The sequence below is a fragment of the Marinomonas epiphytica genome (assembly GCF_054780655.1).
The window spans coordinates 1-18,439 of record NZ_BAAGVX010000016.1 but is presented as its reverse complement, the minus strand read 5'-3'; the positions used below and the strand labels follow the sequence as shown (position 1 = coordinate 18,439).

Genomic DNA, 18,439 nt, shown 5'->3' with positions numbered 1-18,439 from the left:
CTCCCCAGCAGGTCACATGTGATTCGTGCTTATTCGTTTTCCAACTCAATATCGATACCAAGAGAGCGAATCTCTTTAACCAATACGTTGAAGGACTCAGGCATGCCAGGTTCCATACGATGATCGCCGTCTACGATGTTCTTGTACATCTTAGTACGACCGTTCACATCATCGGATTTCACTGTCAACATTTCTTGTAGTGTATATGCAGCACCGTAAGCTTCTAGTGCCCACACCTCCATCTCACCGAAACGCTGACCACCGAATTGAGCTTTACCACCCAATGGTTGCTGAGTAACCAAGCTGTAAGAACCAGTAGAACGAGCGTGCATTTTGTCATCAACCAAGTGGTTCAACTTAAGCATGTACATGTAACCTACAGTTACAGGACGCTCAAAAGCTTCACCAGTACGGCCGTTAAACAAACGCACCTGACCACTTTCATTCAAACCAGCCAAACGCAACATGCGCTTAATTTCTGCTTCTTTCGCACCATCAAAAGCACCCGACGCCATTGGCACACCACCTTTAAGGTTTTCAGCCAAGGTTAGGATCTCTTCATCAGTGAAAGAAGCTAGATCTTCAGTACGAGCACACTGCAAGTCACCTTCATAGCCATTGTAAACTTCGTCTAGGAAGCCCCGTAATTCGGCTACAGCAGCTGCTTTCTCTCGCTCAACGGCCAACATCTCGTTGATCTTACGACCCAAACCTTTAGATGCTGCACCCAAGTGAGTTTCTAGTACCTGACCTACGTTCATTCGCGAAGGAACACCAAGTGGGTTCAATACGATATCAACTGGGTCGCCATTTTCGTCGTAAGGCATATCTTCAACAGGCATGATCTTAGAGATAACACCTTTGTTACCGTGACGGCCAGCCATTTTATCACCAGGCTGAATACGGCGTTTGATAGCAACGTAGACTTTAACGATTTTAAGCACACCAGGAGCTAGGTCATCACCCGTTTGAAGTTTACGTTTTTTATCTTCAAACTTAGCGTCAAGCTCTTTGCGACGCTCAACTAAAGCGGCTTGAGCTTTTTCAAGCTGCTCACTAGCTTCTTCATGGGCAACGCGAATTTTGAACCACTCTGGGTGATCAAGATTCGCTAAGTACTCTTCTGTGATAACAGCATTGCGAGCCAAACCTGGGCCGCCTTCTGCTTGTTGTCCAACCAAAGCTTCCGCTAAACGCTCGAAGGTGGCTTTCTCAACAATACGGAATTCTTCGTTCAAGTCCTTACGAACCTGATCAAGCTGCGCTTTCTCAATAGATTTAGCACGCTCGTCTTTTTCAATTCCGTCACGAGTGAATACTTGTACATCGATAACAGTACCGCGAGTACCAGTCTTAACACGCTGAGACGTATCTTTAACGTCAGATGCTTTTTCACCGAAGATAGCACGCAATAGCTTCTCTTCAGGCGTTAGCTGTGTTTCACCTTTCGGTGTTACTTTACCAACCAAGATATCACCAGGCTCTACTTCAGCACCGATGTAAACAATACCTGATTGATCCAGCTTAGACAGTGCACCTTCACCAACGTTCGGGATATCCGCGGTAATTTCTTCAGGCCCAAGCTTAGTATCACGCGCCACACAGGTAAGTTCCTGAATGTGAATAGAGGTGAAGCGGTCTTCTTCAACCACACGCTCTGATACAAGGATGGAATCCTCAAAGTTAAAACCGTTCCAAGGCATGAAGGCAATACGCATGTTTTGACCCAAGGCCAAATCACCCATATCCACAGAAGGACCATCAGCCATAATATCGCCTGATGCTACTTTCTCACCTTTCATGACCAAAGTACGCTGATTAATGCAGGTATTCTGGTTAGAACGAACGTATTTCGTTAAGTTGTAGATATCTACACCCGCTTCACCGGCGATCGTTTCTTCAGAGTTAACTCGAACAACGATTCGGCTAGCATCAACAGACTCAATCACACCGCCACGTTTAGCAACGATACAAACACCAGAGTCTTTCGCAACATTACGTTCCATACCCGTACCTACTACTGGCTTATCAGCCTTCAATGTAGGTACTGCTTGACGTTGCATGTTCGATCCCATTAGGGCTCGGTTAGCATCATCGTGTTCAAGGAATGGGATCAAAGATGCCGCTACAGAAACAACCTGACGTGGTGATACGTCCATTAGGTTTACTTTTTCTTTTGGAATCAGTGTGGTTTCGTGCATATGACGAACCTGCACCAACTCATCAACCAAACGCCCTTCTTCATCTACTGATGCAGAAGCTTGGGCAATAACGTATTTCGCTTCATCAATCGCAGAAACATAGACTGTTTCATCAGTCATTTTGCCATCTACAACCTTACGGTACGGTGTTTCTAAGAAACCATAGCTATTCGTACGTGCGTAAGTAGACAAAGAGTTAATCAAACCGATGTTTGGTCCTTCCGGTGTCTCGATAGGACATACACGGCCGTAGTGAGTAGCGTGTACGTCACGCACCTCAAAGCCAGCACGCTCACGAGTCAAACCACCAGGCCCTAAAGCTGATACACGACGTTTGTGTGTTACTTCAGATAACGGGTTGTTTTGGTCCATGAATTGAGACAATTGGCTAGAACCAAAGAACTCTTTGATTGCCGCAGCAACAGGCTTAGCGTTAAGCAGATCTTGTGGCATAAGACCATCTGCTTCAGCCATAGATAAACGCTCTTTCACAGCACGCTCTACACGTACTAGACCAACACGGAATTGGTTTTCTGCCATTTCACCAACAGAACGAACTCGGCGGTTACCTAGGTGGTCGATATCATCCACCATGCCGTTACCATTACGAATATCAAGCAATGTCTTTAGGACAGCAACGATATCGTCATTATCTAGAATACCTGCACCTGTGTCTTCTTCACGTCCTAGGCGGCGGTTGAATTTCATTCGACCTACACCAGAAAGATCGTAGCGATCTTCAGAGAAGAACAAGCCTTGGAACAAGCCTTCAGCCGACTCTTTGGTTGGCGGCTCACCAGGGCGCATCATGCGGTAGATTTCTACTAGAGCTTCTAACTGATTGTTAGTTGGATCAATACGTAGAGTGTCAGAAATAAATGGACCATTATCTAGGTCATTCGTGTACAACACATCTATTTCTTCAATACCAGCAGAAACCAACGCTTCTAAAAGATCGACAGACAATTCAGTGTTTGCTTCAGCAATCAACTCACCCGTTGCAGGGTGGATGAAGTCTTTTGCAGTTACTTTACCCAGCATGTATTCCAATGGAACATTCAGACGCTCTAGGCCTGCTTTGTCCATTACTCGAATATGCTTCGCCGTAATACGACGGCCTTCTTCTACGATCAGCTCACCATTTGCATCTACAATATCAAACAATGCTGTCTCGCCGCGGAGACGGTTTGCGATCAGATCCATCTCGAAGCCATCACGGCTCAAGTAGAATCGAGTAGTATCAAAGAAGGTCTCTAGGATCTCTTCAGTACCATAACCTAATGCACGCAATAAAATTGTTGCAGGCAATTTACGACGACGGTCGATACGAACGAAGACGCAATCTTTTGGATCGAACTCGAAATCCAACCAAGAACCACGGTAAGGAATTACGCGCGCAGAATGGAGCAATTTACCTGAAGAGTGAGTTTTACCACGGTCATGGTCAAAAAACACACCAGGAGAACGGTGTAACTGAGAAACGATTACACGCTCCGTTCCGTTAATAACAAAGGTACCGTTTTCTGTCATGAGTGGAATTTCACCCATGTATACTTCTTGCTCACGGATGTCTTTGATTGCCTTGTTCGAAGACTCTTTATCGTAAATGATAAGACGAACACGAACACGTAAAGGTGCCGCGTAGGTAACACCACGCAACTGACACTCTTTAACATCAAAAACTGGCTTACCTAGACGGTAATCGACATATTCAAGTGCCGCGTTGCCAGAAAAGCTCACCATTGGAAAGACAGATTTAAAGGCCCCATGCAGGCCTAATTCCCCACGCTCTGCAAGGGCTTTACCCTCTTGCAAAAAATTACGGTAGGATTCAAGCTGAATTGCCAGTAAGTATGGCACATCCAAAACGGGCGGCAGTTTACCGAAGTCCTTACGGATACGTTTTTTCTCAGTATATGAGTAAGCCATCAACATTCCCCAGCTTGTGCACATTGACGCAAAAGGCCTAAATCAGGCCCTACCATTAATGAGAGATTGTTCTCTCATAAAAAATCTTAATTTATTTGAGTTATCGAAAACCCAAAAAGGCCGGTGGCAAAAATGCCACCAGCCATTTCGACTATAGGCCGAAATCTGGAAATACAAGTATCATTACTTGATTTCGACAGATGCACCAGCTTCTTCAAGAGCCGCTTTAAGTGCTTCAGCGTCTTCTTTAGAAACGCCTTCTTTAACAGTCGCTGGAGCGCCGTCAACCATTGCTTTAGCTTCTTTCAAGCCTAGGCCAGTTGCTGCACGTACAGCTTTGATTGCGTTAACTTTCTTATCGCCTGCAGCAGTAAGAACAACGTCAAATTCAGTTTTCTCTTCAGCAGCCGCACCAGCATCGCCAGCAGGACCTGCAGCTACAGCAGCAGCTGCAGTTACACCGAATTTTTCTTCCATTGCTGAAATTAGTTCAACAACGTCCATCACAGACATTTCTGCTACTGCATTGATGATATCTTCTTTAGTTAGAGCCATGACTCAGATTCCTAGCATTTTCTCAAATTGCCCTAAGGCAATAAAATAAATTTTGTATCAAGAAGTGGAGTGAAATTACGCCGCTTCTTGCTCTTTTTGATCGCGAACTGCTGCAAGAGTACGTACAAACTTGCTTGTTGCGCCCTGAATTACACTCATCAGTTTCGCAATAGCTTCTTCGTATGTAGGCAGTGTTGCCAAACGATCAATGTCGCCTGCCGCGATCAACTCACCGTTGAACGCCAACGCTTTTACTTCAAAGTTGTCTTGATCTTTCGCGAAAGATTTCAACAAACGAGCCGCCGCACCTGGGTGTTCGTTTGAAAAAGCAATCAACGTAGGACCAACAAAACTCTCTTTCAAGCATTCGAAGTCAGTGCCTTCAACTGCACGGCGAGCCAAAGTGTTACGTACAACACGTACATATACACCAGCTTCACGCGCTTCTTTACGTAGTGCAGTCATGCTGCCCACGGTAACACCGCGGGAATCAGCTACTACTGCAGACAACGCAGTTTTGGCAGCATCGCTAACTTCGGCGACAATGGCTTTCTTGTCTTCTAGACCTAATGCCACTGGTTTTCTCCTGGATTAGCAGGGAAGCATCTTCCCCTATTTTTACCAACTCTCCGATTTCTCGAAGTACTTGCTGGTGAGTTAGATCCAGTAATCTGAATCGGGCCACACCATCTGCGCAGGACAAACGTTTAACAACGTTTAATTAAATCTCAAAGACTCCTGCGGTCTTTGACGGCCTGCATATACAAAACACAGACCCCAAAGCGCATGATTTAGAAGCTTAACGCACCTAAATCAATTTGTAGACCAGGTCCCATAGTAGAAGACAAGGTCACTTTTTTCATGTAGACACCTTTAGAAGAAGCGGGCTTAGCACGACGTAGGTCAGCCAATAGCGCTTCAAGGTTGCCTTTGATAGATTCAGCTGGGAATTCAATAGAACCCACGCCAGCGTGAATGATACCATTTTTATCAGTACGGTAACGAGCTTGACCTGCTTTAGCGTTTTTAACTGCTGTAGCAACGTCAGGCGTTACTGTGCCAACTTTCGGGTTAGGCATAAGACCACGAGGACCTAAAACCTGACCAAGTTGACCAACGATGCGCATTGCGTCTGGAGAAGCAATAACCACATCAAAATCTAATTCGCCGCCTTTCACACGCTCAGCTAGGTCTTCGAAACCTACAACGTCAGCGCCTGCTTCTTTAGCAGCCTCTGCGTTAGCGCCTTGAGTGAATACAGCAACGCGTACGTCTTTGCCAGCACCGTGAGGCAATACAGTTGAACCACGAACAGCCTGGTCAGACTTACGAGGATCAACACCAAGGTTGACAGAAACGTCTACAGATTCTTTGAACTTAACAGTAGATAGTTCAGACAAAAGTGCCACTGCTTCTTCAACAGAGTACTGTTTTGTTGCATCTACTTTTTCTGCGATCAAACGAGCGCGTTTAGTTAGCTTAGCCATTAGTTCACACCCTCAACTTCTAGACCCATAGCGCGTGCGCTACCAGCGATAGTACGAACCGCTGCATCCATATCAGCCGCTGTTAAATCAGCTTTTTTGGCTTCAACAATCTCTTCAAGCTGAGCACGAGTAACTGTACCAACTTTTTGAGTGTTTGGACGTGGAGAACCACTCTTCAGACCTGCTGCTTTTTTCAACAAAACAGACGCTGGAGTAGATTTCGTTTCGAATGTGAAGCTACGATCACTGTATACAGTGATGATAACTGGTGTAGGAAGACCCGGCTCAACACCTTGAGTCTTAGCATTAAATGCCTTACAGAACTCCATGATATTCACACCGTGTTGACCCAATGCTGGACCAACTGGTGGACTTGGGTTCGCTTGACCCGCTTTAACTTGTAGCTTGATATAAGCTTGGACTTTTTTAGCCATTTTTAAACTCCAGATGGGTCACTGCCCGAAGGCTACCCGTTCAACATTATCAGGCTTTTTCAACCTGACTAAATTCCAAATCAACCGGCGTTGAGCGCCCAAAAATAAGCACCGCAACCTTGATTCGGCTTTTATCGTAGTCCACTTCCTCAACAACACCATTAAAGTCAGCAAACGGCCCTTCGTTAACACGAACAACCTCACCCACTTCAAACAATGTTTTCGGACGCGGTTTATCCACACCGTCATTAACACGTTGCAGAATTGCTTCCGCTTCACGGGTTGTTATCGGTGATGGCTTATCCGCCGTACCACCAATAAAACCTAAGACGCGAGAAGTACCTTTAACCAAATGCCAAGAGTCGTCATTCATATCCATTTGAACCAAAACATAACCCGGATAGAATTTTCTTTCGCTCTTGCGCTTTTTACCATCTCGGATTTCAACGATTTCTTCCGTTGGCACCAAGATTTCACCAAAATTCTCTTCTTGCCCCATAACCTGCACTCGCTCAATAAGCGAACGCATTACGTGCTTTTCGTACCCTGAGTACGCTTGTACTACATACCATCGTTTGGTCACGAGTAACTCCTAACTAATTACTGAGGAAACGACCCAACCAAGGAACGAATCCACGCCCCACAGTACGAGAGACATAAAAATTACCACCGCCAATACAATCATGGTGGTCTGAACTGTCTCTTGCCTTGTAGGCCATACAACCCTGCGGATTTCATTCTTCGCTTCTTTCGCCAAAGTAAAGAACGCCTTTCCTTTTACAGTTTGAAGCGCAACAAAGCCAGCAACACCAGCCAACACCAAAATAGCTATCAAGCGATACAACAGCGACTCTGCAGAGTAATAGTTATTACCTACAACACCCGCAGCCACCAACAAAATAACAATCGCCCATTTAAACACATCTCCGCGAGACGCTTGAGCTTCTGTACTCGAACTCATACTTCAGGTGATCCCTAACTAAGAAATAGGATACGAAAAATGGCAGGCCAAGAGGGACTCGAACCCCCAACAGCTGGTTTTGGAAACCAGTGCTCTACCAATTGAACTATTGGCCTACATTCGTATGGGCGGAGGATGATACCCAAAGACGCTAGCTTTAGCAAGGGTATTCGCCCAAAAAACAGACAATAAAAAAGGCGGCTAAACCACCTGTCTTTTGCTTATGAAAGCTGGAGCTCATGAGCAGATTTGAACTGCCGACCTCACCCTTACCAAGGGTGTGCTCTACCAACTGAGCTACATGAGCAAATTGGAGCGGGTAGCGGGAATCGAACCCGCCTCTTCAGCTTGGAAGGCTGAGGTAATAGCCACTATACCATACCCGCAATTGGTGGAGGGAGGTGGATTCGAACCACCGAAACTTTCGTGGCAGATTTACAATCTGCTCCCTTTGGCCACTCGGGAACCCCTCCACTACAAGTCGCTTTTATGCAACACCCCAAAAGGTGGGAGACATTATATGAATCGTTTCTCCAATTGCAAGCGTTAACAAGGATTTTTTTCTAATTTTATCATTATCTTGGATAGATCAAGGGCAGAAATGAATTGCCCCCACATTTGCTCACTAATTGGACGCTCTATATTTGTTTGCTGAAGCGTAACACTACGCTGATGCTGAAAAACATCCACCGCATAACCGGTTGCTTTCTCTATACGCAACTTAGCTTGATCGGCACGTGCCTGAGAAGAAAACAAGCCAAGCGAAATACGGTTTTTCATTTCACCGCGACTAATAATAAAGCTATCAATAGATTTGCCCGCCAATTCTTTTACTATGGCTTGGGCGCGAGTTTGGGTATCAGGGGCTGCAATATAAAGCCAATACTTAGGTCGTGCCCCTGTTACCTCTTTGTTGGCATAACTTACTCCAAGCTGATCGAGCACCTGCGTTGCAATTTTTTGATCCGCTTTCTTTTCTGTTTCGAACCAGGGGCACAGTAAACTCGCTTGCTTTGCATCCCCATCTCCTAACACTTGATCTAGCGCTTCTAGTACATTTGCAGGCGCTTTTTCAGTAGAAGTAGTATTTGAGGTCGAGCTATCTAGGTCTAGTTGCGCTAACTCAGCCGCACTCAACTCAGACACCAATTGAATCGGTACTGAAATAGGCGCTTGATAGACAGGGGCAACACGAGGCGCAATCACATCTTGCTGTAGGCTTGTCCAAGTAAAAAATGCCGCATTACCTAATATTAAAATCACTAGCAACCACTTCATTGCAGCTCCCTCACCATTTCATCTCCCAATATCTTTGCTCCCTCTGCCACTAAATATGGCCTAAGCTCTGCGTCAATGCCCAAAGCTTGCAGCAATGCTTCTGCATCACCACCTGTCGCTAACCAGGTATAATTTTTATATGACTGATGCACCCGATCTAAAAAACCTAATGCCATTTCACGACACCCTTCTGCTACAGCCCTTGCCGTAGAATTTGGCAAGTTATCGCCTTCAACCACTTCACTCGGCTGGTATCTAACCTTAGCGGTATTCTGCAACAGAGCACTTTCCATCAAAGACAACCCAGGCGTAATGTAGCCCCCCAAGTGCACACCATTAGCGTCTACCAAGTCAACTTTAATTGCTGTTCCGGCATCCACAATTACAGTGGCCTTTGCTGTGTAATGATAGGCGGCAATCACCGTTAGCCAGCGATCCACACCTAACCGATGAGGCTCATCATAAGCATTTTGAATGCCACAAGCTGTTGCCTGGCTAGTAAGTATGTACCAAGGACAGACACTTACGTGCTCTTTGATCTGCTGTATTAACTGCTGACTATCGTGTTCTGAACGCACACTGGCAAAATACACGGCCTGCATACAAAGGCCTGTCGCCAAGGCTGCAGCCAAATCAGCCCCATGGTAAAGCGCGTCATCTTGACTATATACTGTGTACTTTACTCTGCTATTACCCGCATCAACTATGAGTACCCTATCGCTTTCGTACACTGATCTCTCCGCCATGTAACACGGTCATTTCTCCGTTTTCATCTTCCAGCAGCAATGCACCACTATCATCTATCCCTCGTGCCACACCCTGACGCACCTGCTGAACTGAACTCACGGTCACAGCTTGATTGAACAGCACATCATGAGCCTGCCACTGGGCCTTATAATGAGCCATTCCATGACCTTGTTCGAAAACGCGACACACCTCAACTAATTCATTTGTTAAATCAGCCAGAATTTGATTACGACTGGGCTTGTCCGTTAAACGAGAGGCCAGATCAGTCCATGGCTGCTCTACGCTCACCATTTGCGCAGCGTCCATTTCTACATTCATACCTATGCCGATAATGACATGACACACATCTTGATCTGCGACCATCTCCAACAAGATGCCACACAGCTTTTGGCCATTAACCTGAATGTCATTGGGCCATTTCAAGCCTGGGTTAGGAATGCCTTGTTTTTTTAATACCTTGGCAACAGCAACTCCCACAGCCAAACTCAGACCTTCTACAACGCTGGGGCCGCTCTCAAATCGCCACGCAAAGGACATCATTAGATTCTTGGCGACGCCACCTTCCCATTGTCGACCACGACGACCTTTACCTTGTGTTTGACGCTCGGTCGCAATGACCATTGGCATTGCCAAGCCGTCATTAATGCAAGCTTTTACATCCTGATTGGTTGACTCCGTCTCAAAAGGCAGTTGAAGCGCAACCAGAGTAGGAAAACCGCACTCTTTAAGTTTTTGCTGATTAAGCAGTTCTAACGGTTTCGGCAAACGATAGCCTCTTCCTTTGACTGAATACACCTCTATGCCTAAGCCTTCTATTTTTTTTAGCTGCTTCCAAACCGCAGCCCGAGTCACCCCTAATGACTGCCCCAGCTCTTCACCTGAGTGGAATTTACTGTCACTCAAAAGGGCTAAAATTGCCTGCATAATTCGATCTCCGATTAATGAGCTTGTGCGAAAGGAGGAAAACCCTGAGCCTGTTCCGTTTGCAACCAATTTTCTGTGGGGTAATCACAGGCAAGGTCGACCGCATGTACCGCATAGGCATGCCGAGAACGTGACGAGCGGTTCGCATAGCTTAAATGAGGAAACTCACCATTCAATAAAACAAGCGACCCTTTCGGAACAGGTAACGCCACTAACTCATCATTATTCCATTCATGCTCTTTAAGGGCGACCATTCTTGTTTCTAGTGCCCCTTCTTCTATACGTTCAAACCGCTTGAGTAACCCTTGTTTATGCCCTTTAGGTATTCCCCATAAACAGCCGTTCTCTAGAGTCGCATCTTCGAGGGCGAACCACAGTCCGATCACACTCATTGGCGATGTGTACAGAAAGGTACTGTCCTGATGACAGTTTACTTCACCACCGATATTAGGCTGCTTAAAAATATACATTGACTGGGCAGCCCTTGGTAAAGACATACCCAACTGCTGCAACACCCTATGCCACACACTGGATAACGAGAAGCTCTTAAACACTTCATCTTGATGATGTAACCCATGACCAACCTTATTAATTGAAAGAGAAAGGTCCTGTTTAAGTGAGCCTTCTGCATCAAAGGCTTCTTCCTCAAAGAAAAAAGAGATCTTATCAGCTGAGTCCATAAAATATTGATCAGTGTGGCGAGTCTGCTCATTGGTTGTAAAAACAGAGCGCACAGACTCAGGATCAAAACCTGACATTAACTCCGACATCCTACATTGCAACTGATCGCATATTTCAGAGGGGATCAGTGATTCCAACACTAAATAGCCTTCTTCATGATACTGAGCAACTTGCTTTTCTGTCAGCATAATTTCTGGCATTGGCCTTGTTAATACAGGCATAGGTCCATCCTTATTATTGTATATCGTTAACTTGCATGAAACTGCGAACATCACTCATTAACTTACTGAACATTGGGTTCCAGGAAATCCGCCCTGCGTGCTCACTGTTTTCCAGTAAATCGGCTGATTTTTCGCCGTACCAATTGTTTGGCTGAGATCGACAAGCCTCATAGAGAGCCGGTTCTGATGCATACCAACCGCACACTCGGTATTCCCCGTCTGCACCATAATACGGGTTATCGGGAGAGCCCTGTATTGCCATATGAGACAAGCCTAAAATTTGCTGCTCAGGCCAGTCGGTTAAATGCACGTGAATGTTATCCGCTAAGCCATCCACTGGTCGGCGACTGTATAACACCATCTGATTGCTATTATCCCCCATTACCTGCTGAAATACATCTAGAGTGACTTGCGAGTCGACGGTTTTATCTTCGTAAGATAAGGCGATGAAAACAGGTACTTGGGCCTTAGTTTCAAGCAGTAGCGTCTTAGTTTCTTTCGCCAGCAAATAGGCTTCTTTTATTGCCGGGACAGGAATAGAAGCATATTTCGCAAAGTCATCATCTGGGTGCTGATCAAGCCATGTTATAAAAGGCGCTAACCAAGGTGATAACCAATCTATGCCGCTGTTTATTTTCAATAGAGGAGAGAATAGCACCACACCGGAGACTGATGTATCAGAATGCCAAGCATAATCTGCCGCAAGGGCACCCCCCGTTGAAAAGCCTCCCACATACAGTCGATCTACCTCGGTGGCAAATTGGTCTGCAGCATGTTCAAAACTTGTTTGCCAATCTTTACGAGTGACAGGGATAAGATCTTTTCCTTGCGTACCATGACCAGCCAAAAGAATGACGCGCACCCTAACACAGGACTCTTGTAATGCCTGTGCCACATCGCGCATTGAAAAAGGAGAATCAGACAAACCATGAGACAAAAGAATCCCTGTAGAGTTTTCCTGTGAACAAACATTCTCATCAGGTAAATATTCAAACGGCATGACGGCGGCTAATTCTCGTTCTTTTTGCGCCTCATTGACCCACACTTTTCGCTCTAACAAAAACGCTCGGGATCGATTTACGTAGTCCACAAAGGGCTCCCCAGGCTGAACGATCAACTTGTCCGTTTCCGCTCGAAGCGGGAACGCCGCTATTAGTACCCCTACTAACAATATGAAACGCACCATTTGTCGCTCCTTGTATTTTGGCTTAAATTCCACCAAAGCCTGCCATCGAAAAGGTTATGATAGTATATTCTGCTTTCATCTAGGAACGTTGTTCTTCCTACTAAATTAAGATGCCCTATGACAAAAGCCATAACCCTCCCTGAACTGGTGCCCTCTCTTTGGTTTCCTCTTGTAAAAAAGTTCTACCAAGAACACTACCCAAGCGGCAAGCCAAATAAGGCGGATCCGATTTGGGCCATCCGGCACAATGGCAAAGTCATCTGTGCAGTACGCCTGAAACAAATTGAAACGCATCAGCTGCTCACAGCGATGGCAACCGCTTCTGAACATAGAGGGCAAGGCATCGGGCATATCATGCTTAACGGCCTAACGGCGCAACAGGTGCTGAAAAACTGCTACTGCTTTTCACTCCCCCACCTTACTCGCTTTTATCAGCAACACCACTTTCAAGAGATTTCCGCTACACAACTGCCTGCGGAACTGAGATCTCGCTTTGTAGCATACACACAACACGGCCGCCAGCTCATTCCCATGCAGTACATGCATCCTTAAAAACAACTTAAATACTCTTAAGTCTCTAAATTATAGGTTTCAGGATTGCAGCCAAAAGCCAGCTAGATTAACTTAATTGGCAATAACTTAATCGTTTAACCTAATTACAATAAGAAGCGGAGCTTTTATATGTCTATCACCCTGCCTCCACACTCAAAAATGCGACATAAGGACTTTTTATTTGGTGTTGCGACTGCCGCATTCCAAATTGAAGGAGCTAACTCAGCCGATAAGCGACTGCCCTGTATTTGGGATACTTTCTGCGCCACTCCAGGCAAAGTGCTGAATGGCGACAATGGAGCAGTGGCATGCGATCACTATTACCGCTGGAAAGAGGATATAGCACTTATCAAGAGCCTAGGAGTTGATGCTTATCGCTTATCTATTTCTTGGCCAAGAGTCATGGACGAACAGGGCAAGCCTAATTCAGCCGGTTTGGACTTTTACCGCAACTTGCTGAAAAAGCTAAAACAAGAGGGTATTAAAACCTTTGTCACACTTTACCACTGGGACCTCCCTCAACACCTTGAAGAAAAAGGTGGTTGGCTGAATCGAGAAACAGCCTACCGATTTAAGGAATACGCCGAATTAGCAACCCGCGAGCTTAATGCATGGGTAGACAGCTGGGCAACGTTTAACGAACCATTCTGTGCTGCCATATTGGGTTACGAGCTAGGTATTCACGCCCCTGGGCTCGCAAAACCTGAGTACGGTAGACAAGCCGCTCATCATATTCTTCTAGCCCATGGTCTAGCTCTACCGACTATCCGAAAAAATGCCCCTGACGCTCAGGTTGGTATTGTTTTGAACATGAACCGCTCTTACCCTGCCAGTGAGAAGGAAGAAGATAAATTTGCTTGCCTTGTGCGTGAAACCCTCGACAATCAATTCTTTATTGAACCTATCATTAAGGGCACCTACCCTAAACTTCTTAAGCACCTACCCGAGGCATACCAACCAAGGGTGCTACCGGGTGATATGGAGATCATCGCTCAGCCTATCGACTTTCTAGGAATGAATTACTACACCTGTAACCATAATGCCTATGATGCCGACAATCTTTTTAAAGATGTCAAAAACAGTGAAGAAGTAGAATACACAGACATCGGCTGGGAAATAGCCCCTCACGCTTTTGAAGACCTATTAATAAACCTCAATAAGCAGTTTGATTTACCTCCCATGATTATTACCGAAAACGGTGCAGCTTGCGCTGACACGATAGTGAATGGAGAGATCAACGATGAGCAACGAGTGCGCTACCTACAAGGGCACATCAACGCTGTACACAATGCGATAGAAGCAGGAGTGGATATCCGCGGCTACTTTGCTTGGAGTCTTATGGACAATTTCGAGTGGGCAGAAGGCTATAGCAAACGCTTTGGGTTAACGTATGTTGATTACAAAACCCAGCAACGTACTATTAAGCGTAGCGGTCATGCATACCAAACCATGCTAGCAACCCGCTAATACAGACAGCCGCCGACGCGCTTTGCTAGGCGGCACCCCCCAATAACCCCAATTCTCCCTACCTTCACCTAGCGCTTAGTAAGCGTTATGGATAAAATGTGCACGCCCTCAACCGACTAACATAGGAAAAGACATGAAAAACGCCATATTAGGTGTACAGATGCTGTTTGTGGCATTTGGCGCCCTCGTTCTCGTTCCCTTATTAACGGGATTAGACCCAAGTGTTGCTTTATTTGGTGCCGGAATCGGTACGCTACTTTTCCAATTCATAACCCGCCGCACTGTCCCCATCTTCCTCGCTTCATCTTTTGCCTTTATTGCCCCTATTATTTACGGTGTTCAAACTTGGGGGATCGCTTCTACCATGGGTGGATTAATGGCCGCAGGTTTCGTGTATGTTCTACTTGGCGCTTTTATTAAAGTTAAGGGTGCAGAGTTCATACACACTCTTCTACCGCCGGTCGTCATAGGCCCAATCATCATGATCATTGGCTTAGGTCTTGCCCCTGTCGCTGTAAATATGGCGCTGGGTAAGGCTGGCGACGGCTCAGTACAACTTGTTGACGCAGATATTTCTATCTGGATTGGTTTAGCCTCTCTACTAAGTACAGCCCTCATTAGTGTGTACGCCAAAGGGCTATTCAAGTTGCTGCCAGTCTTTGGAGGAATTGCAATAGGTTACGTATTAAGCTTGTTTGCTGGCATCGTCAGTTTTGAGGCAGTACATCAAGCAGCATGGTTTGCCGTACCTAACTTCACAACGCCGGAATTCAACATCAACGCCATTTTATTTATGATTCCAGTGGCAATCGCACCTGCTGTAGAACATGTTGGTGACATTCTTTCTATCTCTAATGTTACTGGTAAAAACTACCTGAAAAAACCAGGTTTACATCGCACTATCACAGGAGACGGTGTTGCCACTATGGGGGCAGCCATGTTTGGAGCACCGCCAAACACCACTTACAGTGAAGTCACTGGCGCTGTCATGCTAACCAAGGCATTTAATCCAGTCATTATGACTTGGGCCGCGGTTGCTGCCATCGTATTAGCGTGGGTGGGCAAGCTGGGCGCTTTACTACAGACTATTCCTCTACCAGTTATGGGTGGAATAATGATTTTGCTATTTGGCTCTATCGCTGCCGTTGGTCTTAACACCTTAATCAAACACCAAGTAGATTTACATAAATCTCGTAATCTAGTGATCGTTGGTGTCACCCTAGTATTCGGAATTGGTGGAATGGCTTTTGGTGTTGGTGAATTTAGCCTTAAAGGCATCAGTCTATGTGGCTTAGTCGCCATCATTCTTAACCTAATTCTGCCCAAGGACATTGGTGATAATCACATTGTCGATAAAGCTCAAATCGACGACTAATCCTTAAAAAACACAATGGCTAAGCAAATCAGCCATTGTGTTTCATTTTTTAAAGTCAATACTCACACAATCCATATTTTTAACATTGCTTACCCATAGGAAAGTATTATCTTTGCGCGTAAAGTAGGTAGCCTTCATATATAAGGATATACCCTATGACACCGAAAGACATGCTCATTGGCTTAGCCATTATTTTTGCCTGGGGCTTCAATTTTGTTGTTATTAAATGGGGGTTAGACGACCTAACACCTATGATGCTTGGCGGCCTGCGTTTCCTCGTCATCGCTGTTATTGGCTCGCTAATTTTCAAAAGACCTAACACCCCTATCAAGTGGATATTGGCTTATGCCTTGAGCCTCAACTTTGGCCAGTTCGCTTTGCTTTTTACGGGAATGGTATTTGGTATGCCTGCAGGGCTTGCTTCATTAGTACTTCAATCTCAGGTCATCTTCACGTTGCTTTTTGCCGTTTTCTTACTCAAGGAAATTGTTAGACCCTATCAAATTTTAGCCATAGGAATAGCGTCCGGAGGGCTTACAGTTATTGGTCTTGCCAATGACAACGCAAACATGACCCTATTAGGGTTTGTTCTCACACTGGCTGCTGCTTCAAGTTGGGCTCTGGGGAACATTACAACCAAAGCAATAATAGAAAAGGGTTATGACGCCAACATCAACCTAATTGTCTGGGCCTGCTGGGTTCCTCCTCTGCCATTTTTTATCTGCGCATATTTTCTTGATGGGCCAGAGTTAATGTGGTCGAACCTTATAGGCATTGACTGGAAAACCATTGCCACGCTTGGTTACCTTTCTATTATTGCCACGCTAGCAGGCTACGGCCTTTGGAGCTTCTTAATGTCACGCTATTCCGCAGGCACAGTTGCACCACTCACCCTTGGCGTACCAGTTGTTGGCATTAGCTCATCTGCAATAATACTCAGAGAAGACATTAGCCAAGCACAGTGGCTAGGCATATTATTAGTACTGCTAGGGCTGATACTCAACACATTCGGTAGCAAGCTGCGTAGGTCAAGACGAATTTGATACCGAACTCGCAGTCTTTGTATGTATCCAATAGGTTGAGGGTGTGCATTTACGCAGACACGTCGAGGTACGAGACAGGCGCAAGTCAATGGATAACCACAACCGATACGCCCAATGTAAATTATACGGGTGCTTCGCACTCACGGCGCATGATCTCCATGGATTTTGGTAATTTGTAGGTCACGGTTCCCGAAGCGAATCTGACGCCAAGGGCGCAGCCCTCGTGTTACACCACGCAATTTGGTTCAATCATGGGTGCTTCGCACTCACGGCGCATTACGGCCTTCGGCCTAACAGCGCCCTACATTTGACAACGCATAATCAACATGGAATTTGGGTGATTTGTAGGTCACGGTTCGCGAAGCGAATCTGACGCCGAGGGCGCAGCCCTCGTGTTACACCAACGTAATTTGCTGGAGTCACATGGGCGCTTCGCACCCAGCGGCGCATTACGGCCTTCGGCCTAACAGCGCCCTACATTTGACAACGCATAATCAACATGGAATTTGGGTAATTTGTAGGTCACGGTTCGCGAAGCGAATCTGACGCCGAGGGCGTAGCCCTCGTGTTACACCACGCAATTTGGTTCAATCATGGGTGCGGCGCACCCAACGGCGCATTACGGCCTTCGGCCTAACGGCGCCCTACAGCCGAGGGCGTAGTCCTCATGTTACACAAACGCAATTTGGTCGAATCATGGATGCTTCGCACCCGCGACGCATTACGGCCTTCGGCCTAACGGCGCCCTACATTTGACAACGCATAATCAACATGGAATTTGGGTAATTTGTAGGTCACGGTTCGCGAAGCGAATCTGACGCCGAGGGCGTAGCCCTCGTGTTACACCACGCAATTTGGTTCAATCATGGGTGCGGCGCACCCAACGGCGCATTACGGCCTTCGGCCTAACGGCGCCCTACAGCCGAGGGCGTAGTCCTCATGTTACACAAACGCAATTTGGTCGAATCATGGATGCTTCGCACCCGCGGCGCATTACGGCCTTCGGCCTAACGGCGCCCTACAGCCGAGGGCGTAGCCCTCATGTTACACCAACGCAATTTGGTTCAATCATGGGTGCGGCGCATTACGATTGGGGATGTAAAAAAATATAATAGGTTGCGGTTATGCATTTACGCTGACGCGTCGAGGTACGAGACAGGCGCAAGTTAATGGATAACCACAACCGATGTGTCCAACATCGGTTATATAGGTGCTTCGTAACGGCGCATTACGGCCTTCGGCCTAACGGCGCCCTACAGCCGTGGGCGTAGTCCTCATGTTACACCAACGCAATTTGGTTCAATCATGGGTGCGGCGCATTACGATTGGGGATGCAATAAAATTTAATAGGTTGCGGTTATGCATTTACGCAGACGCGTCGAGGTACGAGACAGGCGC

The 18,439-nt window shown here is 46.2% G+C and carries 16 protein-coding genes and 4 tRNA genes; 4 read left to right on the top strand and 16 right to left on the bottom strand.

Translation table 11 applies throughout. The features are described from left to right. Positions 1-29: 29 nt before the first annotated feature. From rpoB to ACYVGZ_RS04585, 16 genes are all read right to left on the bottom strand, one after another. The gene (gene rpoB / locus ACYVGZ_RS04660) at positions 30-4,130 is read right to left on the bottom strand and encodes a DNA-directed RNA polymerase subunit beta (protein WP_460751909.1); all 4,101 of its coding nucleotides are present in this window, start codon (positions 4,128-4,130) and stop codon (positions 30-32) included. Between the two features lie 183 nt (positions 4,131-4,313). Then, positions 4,314-4,685: a 50S ribosomal protein L7/L12 gene (rplL, locus tag ACYVGZ_RS04655; RefSeq protein ID WP_460751906.1), complete on the bottom strand. Its 372-nt coding sequence runs from the start codon at positions 4,683-4,685 to the stop codon at positions 4,314-4,316. 75 nt (positions 4,686-4,760) lie between these two features. After that, a complete protein-coding gene (gene rplJ / locus ACYVGZ_RS04650) occupies positions 4,761-5,261 on the bottom strand; it encodes a 50S ribosomal protein L10 (protein ID WP_460751902.1) in 501 nt (166 codons plus the stop codon). A 215-nt stretch (positions 5,262-5,476) separates the two neighbouring features. Continuing rightward, positions 5,477-6,172 (bottom strand): 50S ribosomal protein L1, encoded by a 696-nt coding sequence (gene rplA, locus ACYVGZ_RS04645; protein WP_460751900.1) that lies wholly within the window; start codon positions 6,170-6,172, stop codon positions 5,477-5,479. Beyond that, entirely contained in the window at positions 6,172-6,606 is a 435-nt protein-coding gene (gene rplK, locus ACYVGZ_RS04640; protein WP_317005406.1) for a 50S ribosomal protein L11, read from the bottom strand. Before rplK ends, rplA begins: the two co-directional genes overlap by 1 nt. 49 nt (positions 6,607-6,655) lie before the next feature. Continuing rightward, positions 6,656-7,189, bottom strand: a complete 534-nt coding sequence (gene nusG, locus ACYVGZ_RS04635; RefSeq protein WP_460751897.1) for a transcription termination/antitermination protein NusG — start codon at positions 7,187-7,189, stop codon at positions 6,656-6,658. A 9-nt stretch (positions 7,190-7,198) separates the two neighbouring features. Next, the gene (gene secE / locus ACYVGZ_RS04630; protein ID WP_460751894.1) at positions 7,199-7,567 is read right to left on the bottom strand and encodes a preprotein translocase subunit SecE; all 369 of its coding nucleotides are present in this window, start codon (positions 7,565-7,567) and stop codon (positions 7,199-7,201) included. A 40-nt stretch (positions 7,568-7,607) separates the two neighbouring features. Continuing rightward, positions 7,608-7,683, bottom strand: a tRNA-Trp gene (locus ACYVGZ_RS04625). A 115-nt stretch (positions 7,684-7,798) separates the two neighbouring features. Continuing rightward, positions 7,799-7,874, bottom strand: a tRNA-Thr gene (locus ACYVGZ_RS04620). A gap of 4 nt (positions 7,875-7,878) precedes the next feature. After that, a tRNA-Gly gene (locus ACYVGZ_RS04615) sits at positions 7,879-7,953 on the bottom strand. Positions 7,954-7,956: 3 nt separating this feature from the next. Next, positions 7,957-8,040 (bottom strand) — tRNA-Tyr (locus ACYVGZ_RS04610). A 73-nt stretch (positions 8,041-8,113) separates the two neighbouring features. Next, on the bottom strand, positions 8,114-8,845 hold the full coding sequence (locus ACYVGZ_RS04605) for an SPOR domain-containing protein (RefSeq protein ID WP_460751892.1): 732 nt from the start codon (positions 8,843-8,845) through the stop codon (positions 8,114-8,116). Continuing rightward, a complete protein-coding gene (locus ACYVGZ_RS04600) occupies positions 8,842-9,576 on the bottom strand; it encodes a type III pantothenate kinase (protein ID WP_460751889.1) in 735 nt (244 codons plus the stop codon). Before ACYVGZ_RS04600 ends, ACYVGZ_RS04605 begins: the two co-directional genes overlap by 4 nt. Further along, the gene (gene birA, locus ACYVGZ_RS04595; RefSeq protein WP_460751886.1) at positions 9,560-10,516 is read right to left on the bottom strand and encodes a bifunctional biotin--[acetyl-CoA-carboxylase] ligase/biotin operon repressor BirA; all 957 of its coding nucleotides are present in this window, start codon (positions 10,514-10,516) and stop codon (positions 9,560-9,562) included. The genes ACYVGZ_RS04600 and birA overlap by 17 nt, the downstream gene beginning before the upstream one ends. A 14-nt stretch (positions 10,517-10,530) precedes the next feature. Continuing rightward, positions 10,531-11,418 (bottom strand): phytanoyl-CoA dioxygenase family protein, encoded by an 888-nt coding sequence (locus ACYVGZ_RS04590; protein ID WP_460751883.1) that lies wholly within the window; start codon positions 11,416-11,418, stop codon positions 10,531-10,533. Between the two features lie 13 nt (positions 11,419-11,431). Next, positions 11,432-12,604 (bottom strand): alpha/beta hydrolase, encoded by a 1,173-nt coding sequence (locus tag ACYVGZ_RS04585; protein ID WP_460751880.1) that lies wholly within the window; start codon positions 12,602-12,604, stop codon positions 11,432-11,434. A 117-nt stretch (positions 12,605-12,721) separates the two neighbouring features. On the opposite strand from ACYVGZ_RS04585, the gene ACYVGZ_RS04580 reads away from it, so the two are divergent. The 4 genes from ACYVGZ_RS04580 (at position 12,722) to ACYVGZ_RS04565 (ending at position 17,041) form a co-directional block, all read left to right on the top strand. Then, positions 12,722-13,156, top strand: coding sequence for a GNAT family N-acetyltransferase (locus ACYVGZ_RS04580; RefSeq protein WP_460751878.1), 435 nt, complete (start codon positions 12,722-12,724; stop codon positions 13,154-13,156). A 129-nt stretch (positions 13,157-13,285) separates the two neighbouring features. Beyond that, on the top strand, positions 13,286-14,623 hold the full coding sequence (locus tag ACYVGZ_RS04575; RefSeq protein WP_460751875.1) for a GH1 family beta-glucosidase: 1,338 nt from the start codon (positions 13,286-13,288) through the stop codon (positions 14,621-14,623). Between the two features lie 133 nt (positions 14,624-14,756). Next, positions 14,757-15,998, top strand: coding sequence for a uracil-xanthine permease family protein (locus ACYVGZ_RS04570; RefSeq protein WP_460751872.1), 1,242 nt, complete (start codon positions 14,757-14,759; stop codon positions 15,996-15,998). 155 nt (positions 15,999-16,153) lie between these two features. Beyond that, a complete protein-coding gene (locus ACYVGZ_RS04565; protein ID WP_460751869.1) occupies positions 16,154-17,041 on the top strand; it encodes an EamA family transporter in 888 nt (295 codons plus the stop codon). Positions 17,042-18,439: the final 1,398 nt, after the last annotated feature.